The 14,595-nt window shown below is 71.2% G+C and carries 12 protein-coding genes and 3 tRNA genes; 8 read left to right on the forward strand and 7 right to left on the reverse strand.

What is annotated here, in order from left to right:
* Positions 1–43 precede the first annotated feature (43 nt).
* Genes purL through purS form a run of 3 tightly spaced genes read right to left on the reverse strand, consistent with a single transcriptional unit; the run spans position 44 to position 3,239 of the window.
* A complete protein-coding gene (gene purL, locus ACFYNL_RS15975; protein ID WP_388802875.1) occupies positions 44–2,302 on the reverse strand; it encodes a phosphoribosylformylglycinamidine synthase subunit PurL in 2,259 nt (752 codons plus the stop codon).
* Positions 2,299–2,979: a phosphoribosylformylglycinamidine synthase subunit PurQ gene (gene purQ, locus ACFYNL_RS15980; protein WP_019753406.1), complete on the reverse strand. Its 681-nt coding sequence runs from the start codon at positions 2,977–2,979 to the stop codon at positions 2,299–2,301. The genes purL and purQ overlap by 4 nt, the downstream gene beginning before the upstream one ends.
* On the reverse strand, positions 2,976–3,239 hold the full coding sequence (gene purS / locus ACFYNL_RS15985) for a phosphoribosylformylglycinamidine synthase subunit PurS (protein WP_003991326.1): 264 nt from the start codon (positions 3,237–3,239) through the stop codon (positions 2,976–2,978). Before purS ends, purQ begins: the two co-directional genes overlap by 4 nt.
* A gap of 333 nt (positions 3,240–3,572) precedes the next feature.
* Between purS and ACFYNL_RS15990 the strand changes: the two genes are divergently transcribed.
* The 8 genes from ACFYNL_RS15990 to ACFYNL_RS16025 all read left to right on the forward strand — a co-directional run bounded on the left by ACFYNL_RS15990 (position 3,573) and on the right by ACFYNL_RS16025 (position 8,062).
* Positions 3,573–3,890 (forward strand): Lsr2 family protein, encoded by a 318-nt coding sequence (locus ACFYNL_RS15990; protein WP_062702641.1) that lies wholly within the window; start codon positions 3,573–3,575, stop codon positions 3,888–3,890.
* A 135-nt stretch (positions 3,891–4,025) separates the two neighbouring features.
* Positions 4,026–4,097 (forward strand) — tRNA-Gly (locus tag ACFYNL_RS15995).
* 80 nt (positions 4,098–4,177) lie between these two features.
* Positions 4,178–4,250: transfer RNA gene (locus ACFYNL_RS16000), tRNA-Gly, on the forward strand.
* Between the two features lie 126 nt (positions 4,251–4,376).
* Positions 4,377–5,339, forward strand: coding sequence for an ABC transporter ATP-binding protein (locus ACFYNL_RS16005; RefSeq protein WP_388802880.1), 963 nt, complete (start codon positions 4,377–4,379; stop codon positions 5,337–5,339).
* A complete protein-coding gene (locus ACFYNL_RS16010; protein ID WP_388802883.1) occupies positions 5,336–6,112 on the forward strand; it encodes an ABC transporter permease in 777 nt (258 codons plus the stop codon). Before ACFYNL_RS16005 ends, ACFYNL_RS16010 begins: the two co-directional genes overlap by 4 nt.
* Before the next feature lie 19 nt (positions 6,113–6,131).
* A complete protein-coding gene (locus ACFYNL_RS16015; RefSeq protein WP_388802886.1) occupies positions 6,132–7,355 on the forward strand; it encodes a sensor histidine kinase in 1,224 nt (407 codons plus the stop codon).
* Positions 7,352–7,966: a response regulator gene (locus tag ACFYNL_RS16020; RefSeq protein WP_019757310.1), complete on the forward strand. Its 615-nt coding sequence runs from the start codon at positions 7,352–7,354 to the stop codon at positions 7,964–7,966. The genes ACFYNL_RS16015 and ACFYNL_RS16020 overlap by 4 nt, the downstream gene beginning before the upstream one ends.
* Before the next feature lie 23 nt (positions 7,967–7,989).
* A tRNA-Gly gene (locus ACFYNL_RS16025) sits at positions 7,990–8,062 on the forward strand.
* A gap of 116 nt (positions 8,063–8,178) precedes the next feature.
* Here ACFYNL_RS16025 and ACFYNL_RS16030 read toward each other — a convergent pair.
* The 4 genes from ACFYNL_RS16030 to purD all read right to left on the reverse strand — a co-directional run bounded on the left by ACFYNL_RS16030 (position 8,179) and on the right by purD (position 14,470).
* A complete protein-coding gene (locus ACFYNL_RS16030; protein WP_388802890.1) occupies positions 8,179–9,078 on the reverse strand; it encodes a phosphoribosylaminoimidazolesuccinocarboxamide synthase in 900 nt (299 codons plus the stop codon).
* Positions 9,079–9,163: 85 nt separating this feature from the next.
* Positions 9,164–10,654 (reverse strand): N,N-dimethylformamidase beta subunit family domain-containing protein, encoded by a 1,491-nt coding sequence (locus ACFYNL_RS16035; RefSeq protein ID WP_388802893.1) that lies wholly within the window; start codon positions 10,652–10,654, stop codon positions 9,164–9,166.
* Positions 10,655–10,912: 258 nt separating this feature from the next.
* Positions 10,913–12,916, reverse strand: coding sequence for a hypothetical protein (locus ACFYNL_RS16040; RefSeq protein ID WP_388804542.1), 2,004 nt, complete (start codon positions 12,914–12,916; stop codon positions 10,913–10,915).
* 300 nt (positions 12,917–13,216) lie between these two features.
* The gene (gene purD / locus ACFYNL_RS16045) at positions 13,217–14,470 is read right to left on the reverse strand and encodes a phosphoribosylamine--glycine ligase (protein ID WP_388802896.1); all 1,254 of its coding nucleotides are present in this window, start codon (positions 14,468–14,470) and stop codon (positions 13,217–13,219) included.
* Between the last annotated feature and the right edge of the window lie 125 nt (positions 14,471–14,595).

Below are 14,595 nucleotides of genomic sequence, written 5' to 3' on the forward strand. Positions count from 1 at the left end.
ACCGTCGTACCGCTACGACCGTCGGCGCGTGACCGGCCTGCGCTTACGCGAGCAGCGCCGGGATCGTCCCCTCGTGCGCCTCGCGCAGCTCCTCCAGGGTGAGCGCGAACTCGCCCTGGACGTCCACCGAGTCGCCGTCGACGACACCGATACGGGTGGCCGGCAGGCCGCGGGCACCGCACATGTCGTTGAAGCGGACCTCCTCGGAGCGGGGCACGGCCACGACCGCGCGGCCCGCCGACTCCGAGAACAGGAAGGTGAAGGCGTCCAGACCGTCCGGAACGATCAGGCGGGCGCCCTTGCCGCCGAGCAGGGCCGACTCGACGACCGCCTGGATCAGGCCACCGTCGGACAGGTCGTGCGCGGAGTCGATCATGCCGTCGCGGGAGGCGGAGATCAGGATCTCGGCCAGGAGGCGCTCGCGCTCCAGGTCGACCTTCGGGGGCAGGCCGCCGAGGTGGTCGTGGACGACCTGGGACCAGGCCGAACCGCCGAACTCCTCACGCGTGTCGCCGAGGAGGTAGATCAGCTGCCCCTCCTCCTGGAAGGCGACCGGCGTGCGCCGGGCCACGTCGTCGATGACGCCGAGGACCGCGACGACCGGGGTCGGGTGGATGGCCGCCTCGCCGGTCTGGTTGTAGAGGGAGACGTTGCCGCCCGTGACCGGGGTGCCCAGCTGCAGGCAGCCGTCCGCCAGTCCGCGCACCGCCTCCGCGAACTGCCACATCACCGCGGGGTCCTCGGGCGAGCCGAAGTTCAGGCAGTCGGACACCGCGAGCGGCTTGGCGCCGGTCGTGGCCACGTTGCGGTAGGCCTCGGCGAGGGCCAGCTGGGCGCCCGCGTACGGGTCCAGCTTGGCGTACCGGCCGTTGCCGTCGGTCGCGATGGCGACGCCGAGACCGGTCTCCTCGTCGATGCGGATCATGCCGGAGTCCTCGGGCTGGGCGAGGACGGTGTTGCCCTGCACGAAGTGGTCGTACTGCGAGGTGACCCACTTCTTGGAGGCCTGGTTGGGGGAGGCGACCAGCTTCAGGACCTGGTCCCTCAGCTCCTCGCTCGTCCCCGGCCGGGGCAGCTTGTTCGCGTCGTCGGCCTGCAGCTCGTCCTGCCAGGACGGGCGGGCGTACGGGCGCTCGTAGACCGGGCCCTCGTGCGCCACCGTGCGCGGGTCGACGTCGACGATCTTGCCGCCGTGCCAGTAGATCTCCAGGCGGTCGCCGTCGGTGACCTCACCGATGACGGTGGCGATGACGTCCCACTTCTCGCAGATCTCCAGGAACCGGTCGACCTTCTCCGGCTCCACGACCGCGCACATGCGCTCCTGCGACTCGCTCATGAGGATCTCCTCCGGCGAGAGCGTCGAGTCGCGCAGCGGTACGTCGTCCAGCGTCACGCGCATGCCGCCGGAGCCGTTGGAGGCGAGCTCGGAGGTGGCACAGGACAGACCCGCGGCACCGAGGTCCTGGATGCCGACGACCAGCTTCTCCTTGAACGCCTCCAGGGTGCACTCGATGAGGAGCTTCTCCTGGAAGGGGTCGCCGACCTGGACGGCCGGGCGCTTGGACGGCTTGGCGTCGTCGAAGGTCTCGGAGGCCAGGATCGACGCGCCACCGATGCCGTCACCACCCGTGCGGGCCCCGTACAGGATGACCTTGTTGCCCGCGCCGGACGCCTTCGCGAGGTGGATGTCCTCGTGCCGCATGACACCGATGGCACCGGCGTTGACCAGCGGGTTGCCCTGGTAGCAGGCGTCGAAGACGACCTCGCCGCCGATGTTGGGCAGGCCGAGGCAGTTGCCGTAGCCGCCGATGCCGGCGACGACACCGGGCAGCACGCGCTTGGTGTCGGGGTGGTCGGCGGCGCCGAAGCGCAGCGGGTCGACCACGGCGACCGGCCGTGCGCCCATCGCGATGATGTCGCGCACGATGCCGCCGACGCCGGTGGCCGCGCCCTGGTAGGGCTCGACGTACGACGGGTGGTTGTGCGACTCGACCTTGAAGGTGACCGCGTAGCCCTGGCCGACGTCGACCACACCGGCGTTCTCGCCGATGCCGACGAGCATCGCGTCGGACTCGGGGGCCTTCTCCCCGAACTGGCGGAGGTGGACCTTGGAGGACTTGTACGAGCAGTGCTCGGACCACATGACCGAGTACATGGCGAGCTCGGCACCGGTGGGCCGACGGCCGAGGATCTCGACCACGCGCTCGTACTCGTCCTTCTTCAGGCCCAGTTCGGCCCAGGGCAGCTCGACGTCGGGGGTCGCGGCCGCGTGCTCGACCGTGTCCAGAGGCGTCCGGCTCATGCGTTGACCAGCTTCTTGAGGATCGAGGTGAAGAACGGGAGGCCGTCGGTGCGGCCGGTGCCGATGAGCGGCTCCACGGCGTGCTCCGGGTGCGGCATCAGCCCCACGACGTTGCCGGCCTCGTTGGTGATGCCGGCGATGTCGTTGAGCGAGCCGTTGGGGTTGAAGTCCAGGTACCGGAAGGCGACCCGGCCCTCCGCCTCCAGCTTGTCCAGCGTGTACCGGTCGGCCACGTAGCGGCCGTCCATGTTCTTCAGCGGGATGTGGATCTCCTGGCCGGCCGTGTAGTCGGTCGTCCAGGCGGTCTCGGCGTTCTCCACCCGCAGCTTCTGGTCACGGCAGATGAAGTGCAGATGGTCGTTGCCGAGCATCCCGCCGGGCAGCAGGTGGGCCTCGGTGAGGATCTGGAAGCCGTTGCAGATGCCGAGGACCGGCAGACCGGCCTTGGCCTGCTCGATGACCGTGTCCATCACCGGCGAGAAGCGGGCGATGGCCCCGGCCCGCAGATAGTCGCCGTAGGAGAACCCGCCGCACAGCACCACGGCGTCGACCTGCTTGAGGTCCTTGTCCTTGTGCCACAGGGCGACGGGTTCGGCGCCCGCGAGCCGGATCGCACGCTGGGTGTCCCGGTCGTCGAGAGAGCCCGGGAAAGTGACGACGCCAATACGAGCGGTCACTTCGCGGCCTCCGCGACTTCCTCGACGCGGACGGTGAAGTCCTCGATCACGGTGTTGGCGAGGAAGGATTCCGCAAGATCGTGGATGCGGGCGAGCGCGGCCTCGTCGACCGGCCCGTCAACTTCCAGTTCGAAACGCTTTCCCTGACGGACGTCCGAGATGCCGTCGAAACCCAGCCGCGGCAGTGCGCGCTGCACCGCCTGGCCCTGGGGGTCGAGGATCTCCGGCTTGAGCATGACGTCGACTACGACGCGTGCCACGTGCACTCCCGGTGGTGTGGTGCTGAGCAGGTTCCTGCAGTGGTTTCAGACTACCTGCACAAAATTTCTACGCGCGTCGACTCGTAGGAAGCTACGTGACCGCGGTCACGCTGCGGAACAGGGGCCTCCGTCGGCGAAAAGTTCCGGAAAAGATCCCGGATCGACACCCGATACCTATTGCGCACGCCCCTCTCCCGCCACCACCCTTCAATCGAAGTCGCTGCGCTCCCTCTTGATTTTGGACACGCGGGAGGATTTAGTCGAGCTTCACATTGCATTGTCGGGCACGGTACAAATGAATTGTCAGCGTGCCGTACGAAGGGACCGATATTCGTGGCGCAGAAGGTCGTGGTCACTCTCTTTGACGACATCGACGGCTCAGAAGCGGCGGAAACGATCGCCTTCGGACTCGACGGCAAGTCGTACGAGATCGACCTGAATGAAGCCAATGCCAAGAAACTGCGTAAGGCGCTCGCGCCGTACGTGGAAGCCGGCCGCAAGCGGTCGAAGTCAGGCAAGGCGTACAGGCAGACCGAGGTCGCCCCGGACCCGGCTGCCGTCCGGGCCTGGGCCCAGGCCAACAAGATGGAGGTCCCCGCTCGCGGCCGGATCCCCAAGAAGGTCTACGAGGCCTTCGCCTCCGCGCAGTGAGGTGACCCGGGAGCACGCCCTCAGGGCCCGTCAGCGGGCCCCGGGGGCAGCCGACTTGCGCTACCCCCCTGCCGATCAGCTAATGTCTGGGACACGCCGCCGAGCGGGGCAGAAAAGCCCAGCTCGCGAAGGCATGCGGGTGTAGTTCAGTAGTAGAACATCCCCCTTCCAGGGGGAAGGCGCAGTGTGCAATTCCTGTCACCCGCTCTGCACCGCCGTACGGACCACTGTTGTGGATCAGGTAGGCTGGTGCTCGCACCGATCGGTGAGAGCCGGTCGGGGGCAATGCGGACGTAGCTCAGTTGGTAGAGCGCAACCTTGCCAAGGTTGAGGTCGCGAGTTCGAGCCTCGTCGTCCGCTCTGACGGAAAACCCCGGTCCACTGGACCGGGGTTTTTCCGTGCGTGCCCGCCCGCCTGACATTTGTCATGCGGAGTCATGACAGCGCGCACTGCTGCCGTCCCCCGGTCGCCGGGACGCTTATGTCATGAACATCGACGAACGCGAACACGTGATTGAGGTCACTGACCTGCGGCGTGTGTACGGGGGCGGGTTCGAGGCGGTGCGCGGAGTGACCTTCCGCGTGGACCGCGGCGAGATCTTCGCACTGCTCGGTACCAACGGCGCCGGGAAGACATCGACCGTCGAACTGCTCGAAGGACTCGCCGTACCCGCCGGCGGGCGGGTACGGGTGCTCGGGCACGACCCCTACACCGAGCGGGCCGCCGTACGGCCGCGGACCGGGGTGATGCTGCAGGAGGGCGGATTCCCGTCCGAGCTGACCGTCACCGAGACCGCGCGGATGTGGGCCGGGTGCGTCAGCGGGGCACGGCCGCCGCTGGAGGTGCTGGACATGGTCGGGCTGGCCGGGAAGGCCGGCGTACGGGTGAAGCAGCTGTCCGGGGGTGAACGGCGGCGGCTGGACCTGGCGCTCGCGCTGCTCGGCGACCCCGAGGTGCTGTTCCTGGACGAGCCGACGACCGGACTGGACGCCGAAGGGCGCCGGGACACCTGGGAGTTGGTGCGGGCACTGCGCGACGCCGGTACCACCGTGCTGCTGACCACGCACTACCTGGAGGAGGCCGAGGACCTCGCCGACCGGCTCGCGATCCTGCACGAGGGGCGGATCGCGGCCACCGGGACACCGGCCGCCGTGACCGCCTCCCAGCCGTCGCGGATCTCCTTCGAACTGCCCGAGGGCTACTTCCTCGGGGACCTGCCGCCTCTGGGTGAGCTGGGCGTGACCGAGCACCAGGTCGACGGCCGGACCGTCCGGCTGCGGACCCGCCGGCTGCAGCAGGCGGCGACCCGGCTGCTGGTGTGGGCCGAGACGACCGGAGTGGAGCTGCGCAGGCTGGATGTGCGTTCGGCCTCGCTGGAGGAGGCGTTCCTGGGGATCGCCCGGGAGGCGTCCAGGGATTCCGTCGAAGTGAAGGAGTACGCGGCATGAGCGGGACCGCCACCACGCCCCTGGGGCGCGTCGCGGCACTCGGACGGGCCGAGTTGACGCTGTTCATGCGCAGCAAGGCCATGATCTTCGCGGCGCTGATCGTGCCGCTGGTGCTGCCGTTCAGCACGCGGACGTTCGTCGAGGACATGGACCTGAAGGGGACCGGGCTCAGCATCGGTCTGGTGCTGCTGCCCGGTGCCATCGGGTTCTCGCTGCTCTTCGCGGTGTACTCGGCGCTCCTCAACGTCCTCGTCGGGCGGCGCGAGGAACTCGTCCTGAAGCGGCTGCGCACCGGAGAGGTGCGGGACGTCGAGATCCTCGCCGGGGCGGCGGCCCCGTCCGTCGCCCTCGGCCTCGTCCAGTCCCTGGTCCTGGCGGTCGGCTGCAGCGTGCTGCTCGACGTCCCGGCCCCGAAGGCGCCCCACCTCGCCGTCGTCGGCCTGCTGCTGGGCCTGGTGGTCTCCGCGGCCCTGGCCGCCGTAACCTCGGCCTTCACCCGGACCGTGGAGAGCGCCCAGGTCACCTCGCTGCCCCTGGTGCTGGTCTCGATGATCTGCTCCGGGATGGCCGTCCCGCTGGAGGTGCTGCCCGACCGGGTGGCCTCGGTCTTCGAGCTGTTCCCGCTGTCGCCGGCGATCACGCTGATACGGGCCGGGTGGACCGGGGACCTCTCCCTGTACGAGGCGGTGGGTCCTGTCATGACCGCGCTGGCCTGGACGGCCCTGGGAGTGTTTGCTGTACGGCGGTGGTTCCGCTGGGAACCCAGGCGCTGACGTAGGGGGGAGCCGGGACATGCGCAAGGCGGGGGGCTGGTGGCGGCGCAAGAGCACGCCGGAGAAGTTCGAGGCGTACATCCGGTGGTCGTTCCACTCCCTCGCCGCCGTCGAGATTCTGCTCGTCGGGCCGTCCGCCTTCGCCGGGGTCGGGCCCGAGTTCGGCGGCTGGGTGTTCCTCATGGTGTGCATCCACTCGGCACTGTGCTGCCTGACCGTCTCGCGAGCGATGACCTGGGTGCGCGGCCGGCGTGAACGGCCCACGGGACTGCTGTGGGCGCTCGGCGCGGCCACCGCGGCGGCCGGCACCGCGGCGCTCGCGGTCGCCCGGTACGGCCCCGACGGCAAGGACGTCGACTCCTCGGCGGGCGGTGTCTTCGGCCTCGTGCTGGTCTACGGGGTGGGCGTCCTCGTGATGGGGATGCGCAGCCGGCGCCGCGTCGTCGCCACTGTCGCGGGCTTCGCGGCGGGAGCGGCGCTGGTGGCGCTCGCCCTCGGCGCGCCCGCCGTCGTCGCCCTGGTCGGTGCGGTGGGGGTGCTCGTCGGTGGCGGGTTCGTCGCCGCCAGCGCGGTGTTCTCGCTCTGGCTGGTGACCGCCGTCTACGAACTCGACGAGGCCCGCGAGACCCGCGCCCGGCTCGCCGTCGCCGAGGAGCGGCTGCGGTTCGGGCGGGATCTGCACGACGTGATGGGGCGGAACCTGGCCGTCATCGCGCTGAAGAGCGAACTGGCCGTGCAGTTGGCGCGGCGGGGACGGCCCGAGGCCGTGGAGCAGATGATCGAGGTGCAGCGGATCGCGCAGGAGTCGCAGCGCGAGGTGCGGGACGTCGTCCGTGGGTACCGGGAGGCCGACCTCGGGGTCGAACTCACCGGTGCGCAGGGCGTGCTGACGGCGGCCGGGATCGAGTGCGAGGTGACCGGGGAGGCGACCGGGCTGCCCGCCGAGGTGCAGTCGGCGCTGGCGTGGGTCGTGCGGGAGGCGACCACCAACGTGCTGCGGCACGGAGATGCCGGGCGGTGCACGGTGGGAGTGCGGGTGACGGAGGGGCACGTGAGGTTGACGGTGGAGAACGACGGCGCTGTCGAGTCCGCCGACGGCGCTGGGGGATCCGGGCTGGCCGGGCTGCGGGAGCGGCTGGCGGCGGTGGACGGGACGCTGGAGGCCGGGCCCGCCGGGGAAGGGGCGTTCCGGCTGGTGGCGCAGGTCCCGTTGGCGGCGGGCGTGCGGGAGGTCGCCGTATGACCGCCCCCGTACGGCTGCTGCTCGCCGACGACGAGCATCTGATCCGGGGCGCGCTCGCCACACTGCTCTCCCTGGAGGACGACCTCGTGATCGTCGCCGAGGCGGCCACCGGACCCGAGGCACTGGCGATGGCGCGGGCGCACGAACCCGACGTGGCCGTCCTGGATCTTCAGATGCCCGGGGCGGACGGTGTGAAGGTCGCCACATCCCTGCGTGCCGGGCTTCCCGGCTGCAAGGTGCTGATAGTGACCAGTCACGGGCGGCCCGGACATCTGAAGCGGGCGCTGGAGGCCGGTGTGAGGGGGTTCGTCCCGAAGACGGTCAGCGCTCAGCGGCTCGCGGAGATCATCCGGACCGTGCATGCCGGAAACCGTTACGTCGACCCCGAGTTGGCGGCCGACGCGATCGCCGCCGGGGACTCGCCGCTGACCGCGCGGGAGGCCGAGGTGCTGGAACTCGCCGCAGACGGGGCGCCCGTCGCGGAGATCGCGGAGCGGGCCGCGCTGTCCCAGGGGACCGTACGGAACTACCTGTCGTCCGCCGTCTCCAAGCTCGGGGCGGAGAACCGTCATGCGGCAGTGCGTCTCGCGCGGGAGCGAGGTTGGGTATAGTTGCTCTCGCGCCACGGCGCAGTGCGGACGTAGCTCAGTTGGTAGAGCGCAACCTTGCCAAGGTTGAGGTCGCGAGTTCGAGCCTCGTCGTCCGCTCGGGAAAAAGACCCCGGTCCTGATGGGCCGGGGTCTTTTCGTGGTCTACGGTCTGTCGGATCAGGTGGGCTGAGAGGAACTGCGCCTCTCAGCCGACATGGTCAGAACGACAGGCCCTACGTCCAGCTCGTGCCGGTCAGGCGCTCGTACGCCTCCACGTACTTCGCGCGGGTCGCGTCCACCACGTCCTGCGGCAGCGGCGGCGGGGGCTGCTCGCTCTTCCTGTCCCAGCCGGACGCCGGCGAGGTCAGCCAGTCACGGACGAACTGCTTGTCGTACGACGGCTGCGCGCGGCCCGGCTGCCACTGGTCGGCCGGCCAGAAGCGGGAGGAGTCCGGGGTGAGGATCTCGTCGGCGATGACCAGCGTCTCCCCGTCGAAGCCGAACTCGAACTTGGTGTCGGCGAGGATGATGCCGCGCTCGCGGGCGATGTCCCGGCCGCGGGAGTAGACGGCGAGGGTGGCCTGCCGGAGCCGGGCGGCGGTGTCGGCGCCGACCTGGCGGGCGACCTCCTCGTAGGAGACGTTCTCGTCGTGCTCGCCGACCGCGGCCTTCGTGGCCGGCGTGAAGATCGGGGCGGGCAGTTCGGAGCCGTCCACGAGTCCCTCGGGAAGGGCGAGGCCGCAGACGGTGCGGGACTCGTCGTACTCGACCAGGCCGGAGCCGGTGAGGTAGCCGCGGGCCACCGCCTCCACCGGGACCATCTGGAGCGACTTGCAGACGAGGGTGCGGCCCGCCCAGTCGGCGGGGGCGCCGGCGGGCAGGTCGGCGCTCAGGACGTGGTTGGGGATCAGGTCGGCGATCTGGTCGAACCACCACAGGGAGAGCTGGGTGAGGACGCGGCCCTTCTCGGGGATCTCGGTCGGCAGCACCCAGTCGTACGCGGAGATGCGGTCGCTGGCGACCATCACGAGGTCGCCCGCCTCGTTCTGGTACAGCTCGCGCACCTTGCCGGTGTGCAGGTGCACCAAGCCGGGAACCTGGGTCGGCTCGGGCTTTTCTACGAATCCGGACACGGTTCCTCCCCGTGGTTCTGTCCAAGTGGCTCGATTCTCCCGTATGCCGGAGATCGACCGCGGACGGGGGGTGCTCCAGCTGGAGTCAGTCACGTTTGCAGATGCGGTCGAGGAGGTTGGCGGTGGCGCGCTGGACACGCGCGTCGACGTGGCCCGGGCGGTCCAGTGCGGGGGACCATGCGAACGTCCCGGACGCGAAGACCAGGGCGCCGGAAGGGGCGCGGTACAGGGACGTCTCCTGGTGGCGGACGACGCCCTCCTTGTCGGTGTACGGGGAGTGGGCGAGCAGGACGCGCTCCTCGTGGTCGGGCAGCGGGGTGCGCGGGAAGTAGCGGTCGGCCTCGCCCGCGACCATGCCGGCGAGTTCGTCGCCCTCGTGTGCGCCGGTCGCCTCCCACAGCCAGTGGTCCGCGTTGCGGACGATCAGCGGGTGCGGCTCGGGGACGTGGCCCGCGTACTGGATGCCGATCACCTCCTGCTCGGGGCGGTCGATCTCGCGCCAGAGCACCGGGCGGCCGGGGCCCTTGCGCTTGCGGCAGGTGAGCAGGCGGTCGGGGACGCCGGAGGGCGAGGGTCCCAACTCGACCTGCCAGTACATGGAGTTGGCCGAGAGGAAGACCAGGGACGTGCCGTTCTCGCGGGCGACCTCCACCGTGCGGCGCATGTGCGTCGACCAGTACTCGTCGTGGCCGGGGAAGACCAGGCCGCGGTACCGGGTGGGGTCGACGTGTCCGGCGTGCAGGTCGCGGGCGTCGGCGTAGGCGAGGTCGTAGCCGTAGCGCTCGGCCCAGCGGATGAAGTCGTAGGCGTGGCCGACGTGCAGGGGCAGGCCCGCGCCCGCGTACGGGCGGTCGAAGGAGACGGTCGTGGCGGCGTCGGCCTCGCCGAGCAGCCGGCCGTCCTCGTCCCAGGCGTGGTAGAGGCTGGCTCCGGTGCGGCCGTCCTCGGGGTAGAGGTTGTAGGCCTGCCAGGTGATGTCGGGCAGGAGCAGGAGCAGGTCCGCGGGGTGCTTGTCCCGCACGGTGAAGGGGATGTGGGAGCGGTAGCCGTCGGCGGTGGTCAGGACGGCCACGTACGCGCCGATGCTCCAGTACGACGGGATCTGCAGGCGCCAGGACAGCCACCAGTGGTGGCAGGACACCGTGCGGTCGGCGGTGAGCGGTGGGGGCTGCACGATGCCGGAGAGACGCGGGCTGGTGGTGATCTTGGCGGCGCCGTCCCCGCCGTAGTGGCCGATGCGGTAGACGTCCACGGCGAATTCCTGGGGCGGGTCGACGGTGATGTGGAAGTCGACGGCCTCGCCGGGGCTGACCGCGCCGGTGGATGTGAAGCCCTTGATCTGGCGGTGGATGTCGTCGGCCGAGCGAGGGCCGGCGCTTCGGGGCGCCGGGACCCTGGGTGTGTTCGCCGTCGGCGGGTGGGCCTGACCGTCCACGTACCAGGGGACGACCTGGCCGGTGTCGTCGAAGTACGTCACGTTGCCGCGCAGCCAGGGGACGGGACCCTGCCCGAAGGGGTCCGTCACGGCGTGCGCGAGTGCTCCCGACTCCCAGCGGCGGATCTGCTCCGACCCCATGGCCACTACCCCTCCCTCGTCCCCCGTGGCGGTGCGTCGAGCGTTGTGTGGTGCCAGTTGCCCGTGTGACTTGCGGTTTCTTCTTCTGGCGCGGGCCGCGGTGACAACTGTCGTCTGTCGTAAGCCCTTGCCATATGCGCTATCGGTCCCAGCACATCACATTGCGCACGCATCCTGTCACTATTCGTTGCGAATTGGCCGAAAGTGGAACCAGGGCCTCCGACCGCGAACGCGTCCGGGCCGCTGCGTTCCGGGTGTTCAGACGAGCCGTACCGGCTTCTCCGGGCGTATCCCGGACTCCAGCAACCAGGCGCGCAGAGGTGCCGGATCGCCCTCCTCGATCAGGCTGAGCACCCTGGGGGTCAGATCGGCGGCCCTCTCGCCGTTGATCAGAAGGGTGGGCCCGTCGAGCCAGTCCAGCCCCGGGGCCGCGCCTGCCGTGTCCATCGCGGCGCAGCACACCATGGCCGTCACGTGGTCGGTCAGCAACTCCCGTGACGTGCGCGGCGGTTGGAGCGGGAAGAGTGGGAGCGCGCCGATGTCCAGGAGGGTGCTGTCGGCGGCCGGGGAGGCCGTCCGGTCCGCTGGTGCCGCGGCCTCCTCACGGGCCAGTTCGGCGGTCAGGCCGGCGGCGAGGGTGGAGCTTCGCTCGGTTTCCTCGACGTCCGAGGGGTGGTCTTCGGCCATGGATGCGTAGGGGGCCTTGGGGGGTGTCGGGGGGCTGGGTGGGCTGGGGGTGATGGGGGTGGCTGGGGCGGCGGGGGCGGTGGGGGCGCCCGAGGCATCTGGGGCTGCCGGGGCGTCCGGGGCCGCCGAGGCGTCCGGGGCACCTGGAGGGTGTGGCAGCTCGGGAGCGTCGGTGGGCGTGGGCTCGGAGGCGGGCCCGGCACCGGGTGCGGCCGTGGGGTCGGAAGCGGTCGCCGGGGAGGGCTCGGTCATGGGCCCGGTCGGCGGACCGGTGGTGGTGGAGGTCGGCGGGGTCGACAGGTGGTCCAGGACGCGGGCCAGGGTCGGGCCGTCCGCCTCGGGCGCGGTGCCACCGGAGGTGGGGCGGACGCCGAGGGTGTCGAGGACGCGGTGGAGGCGGGCCGCGTCGGTACGCCACTTACGGTCGACGACCTCCTCCGGATACGCCTGCCAGTCCACCGGGGACCAGTCCGGGCCGGGCTCGGCGGGACCGCCGTGGAAGAGTCGGGCGGCGAGCAGTGAGGCGGCCTCGTCGATCACGCCGGGCTCTTCGAGCAGGTCACAGGCGGGGCGCTCGCCCAGCCGGGAGGCGAAGCCCTCGGCCAGCCGGTCCCGTCTGGACAGTTCGGTGAGCGCGGCCACGACGCCCGCGTCCAGCCGGGACGGCCAGCGGCCCATCCGCCAGGCCGGCAGCGCGACACGGGTGAGCAGCCGGTCCCAGCCGGCGTACGCCAGCCCGACCTGTTCCTGGGCGACGATCCGCAGCCCGTAATCCACAGCCTGTGCACGCTCGGCGGCAGCGGCGGCCACGCCCCGCTCCATCTCGGCGGCGTGATCCCGGCAGCTGCGCAGCAGCAGGCGCGCGACCCAGCCGAGGGCCGCGCACACCGCCCGCGACCCCGGACAGCGGCCGCTCGTCGAGGCGACGGCCACCGCGGCGTCCAAGCCCCGGACGAAGCGCCGGGCCAGGGCTATGTCGGGGTGGGCGGACGGACCCGTACCGGCGACGACCGGGGCGAGGACCGCGCGCAGTTCGCCCACGCGCATCCACCACAGGAACGGGGAGCCGATGACGAGGACGGGGGCGGCGGGCGTACGGCGCTGGGCGCCACGGGCGCTCGGGCCGCGCAGGCCGCCTGGTTCGTCGCCCTCCTCGGCCGGTGGCGGGCCGTGGGAGGGATGGGTGCGGTCCTCCAGCCAGCTGTCGCAGTCCGGGGTGAGCGCTATCGCGGACGGGGCCGGCACGTCCAGGCGGTCGGCGAGGTCGCGCACCATCCGGTACAGGTCCGGTGCCTGCTCCTCGGCTATCGGGACCGTCGGGCTGACGGCGGGGCGGGCGCGGGCCACGACCAGGGCGACACCGGCGGCGGCGAGCAGAACGAGCACGGCGACGGGGGTCACCACCCAGCGGGCGGCATGCCAGAACGGCCCGACGAGGTGACCGGTGGAGACGCCTGCGAGCAGCACCACGGCGACCGCGGCGGGCAGCAGGGCCACGGCGAGCGCCCGGCTGCGAATGCGCAGCACGGCGAGCGCACGGGCGCGCGCAGCCTGCGCACCCATCTCCACACCCATACCGGTCACGCCGGACCTCACCCCCTCCGCGCTGCCCTGGCTGTCCGAACTGTCCTGGCTTTGCTCACTCCCCCACTGTGGCACCCGCCACTGACATCGCAATGCCGGTGGGCCAAGTGCCGGAATGCTTGCGCCGCACCCTAGTTGGGGCCCCGGCTCACGTCAGCCGGATGGGGCATCGGTCACTCGATGGAATGGCTTTGGGGAAAGGTGAACGACGGACAGCAAGGATCAGGCCCCGAATCCTGAGACGGATTCGGGGCCCGCGGGGTTTACCGGAAGCAGGCGTTTCGGGGGTGCCTATGCGCCCTCCGCCACCTTCGCCGCGATGTCCGTACGGTGCTGGGAGCCGTCGAGCCGGATACGGGCGACGGCCCGGTAGGCGCGCTCGCGGGCCTTGGTGAGGTCCTTGCCGGTCGCCGTGACGGACAGGACGCGGCCGCCGGCACTCACGACCGCGTCGCCGTCGCGCCTGGTGCCCGCGTGCAGGACGTAGGCGTGCGGGGCGTCCTCGGCGGCCACCTCGTCGAGGCCGGTGATCGGGTCGCCGGTGCGCGGGGTTCCCGGGTAGTTGTGCGAGGCGACGACGACGGTGACCGCGGCGTCCTCGCTCCAGCGCAGGGGCTCCAGGTGCGCGAGCTCGCCCTTGGCGGCGGCCAGCAGGACGCCGGCCAGCGGGGTCTTGAGGCGGGCCAGGACGACCTGCGTCTCGGGGTCGCCGAAGCGGGCATTGAACTCGATGACCCGTACGCCGCGGGAGGTGATCGCCAGACCGGCGTAGAGCAGGCCGGAGAACGGGGTGCCGCGTCGGCGCATCTCGTCGACGGTCGGCTGCAGGACCGTCTCCAGGACCTCGCCGACCAGCTTCGGGTCCGCCCACGGCAGCGGGGAGTAGGCGCCCATGCCGCCGGTGTTGGGGCCCTCGTCGCCGTCGAGGGCGCGCTTGAAGTCCTGGGCGGGCTGGAGCGGGACGACCGTCTCGCCGTCGGTGATGGCGAAGAGGGAGACCTCGGGGCCGTCGAGGTACTCCTCGATGACGACGCGTTCGCAGGCGTTGGCGTGTGCCCGGGCCGCTTCCAGGTCGGCGGTCACGACGACGCCCTTGCCGGCGGCGAGACCGTCGTCCTTGACGACGTACGGGGCGCCGAAGGCGTCCAGGGCCTCGTCGACCTCGGCGGGCGTGGTGCAGACGTAGGAACGGGCCGTGGGCACGCCGGCCGCGGCCATCACGTCCTTCGCGAACGCCTTGGAGCCCTCGATCTGCGCGGCCTCGCCGGAGGGGCCGAAGACCGGGATGCCCGCCTCGCGCACGGCGTCGGCGACCCCGGCGACGAGCGGCGCCTCCGGCCCGACTACGACGAGGTCGGCACCGAGCTCCGTGGCCAGCGCGGACACGGCCTTGCCGTCCAGGGCGTCGACCTGGTGCAGCTCGGCGACCTCGGCGATGCCGGCGTTGCCGGGTGCGCAGTGCAGCGCGGTGACGTCGGGATCGAGGGACAGGGAGCGGCACAGGGCGTGTTCGCGGGCGCCGCTACCGATGACGAGGACCTTCACGGGGGTCAGCCTAACGGGGTTCTTGTGCGGGATGCCGAGGGGCCGGGGGTTGGGGACCTGTACGTTCCTCCAAGTCCCCGCGTCTGCTCGTTCAAGTCCGTGCGTCTGCCTGGTCCCTGCGTCTA

It is taken from the genome of Streptomyces sp. NPDC007808 (assembly GCF_042868655.1).
Classification (GTDB): domain Bacteria; phylum Actinomycetota; class Actinomycetes; order Streptomycetales; family Streptomycetaceae; genus Streptomyces.

Coding starts and splice junctions, on each gene's coding strand:
- ACFYNL_RS16015 (WP_388802886.1), top strand. CDS start 6,132: ATGCGCAAGGCGGGGGGCTGGTGGCGGCGCAAGAGCACGCCGGAGAAG.
- ACFYNL_RS16035 (WP_388802893.1), bottom strand. CDS start 10,654: ATGGGGTCGGAGCAGATCCGCCGCTGGGAGTCGGGAGCACTCGCGCAC.
- ACFYNL_RS16010 (WP_388802883.1), top strand. CDS start 5,336: ATGAGCGGGACCGCCACCACGCCCCTGGGGCGCGTCGCGGCACTCGGA.
- ACFYNL_RS16020 (WP_019757310.1), top strand. CDS start 7,352: ATGACCGCCCCCGTACGGCTGCTGCTCGCCGACGACGAGCATCTGATC.
- ACFYNL_RS16005 (WP_388802880.1), top strand. CDS start 4,377: ATGAACATCGACGAACGCGAACACGTGATTGAGGTCACTGACCTGCGG.
- purL (WP_388802875.1), bottom strand. CDS start 2,302: ATGAGCCGGACGCCTCTGGACACGGTCGAGCACGCGGCCGCGACCCCC.
- ACFYNL_RS16040 (WP_388804542.1), bottom strand. CDS start 12,916: ATGGGTGTGGAGATGGGTGCGCAGGCTGCGCGCGCCCGTGCGCTCGCC.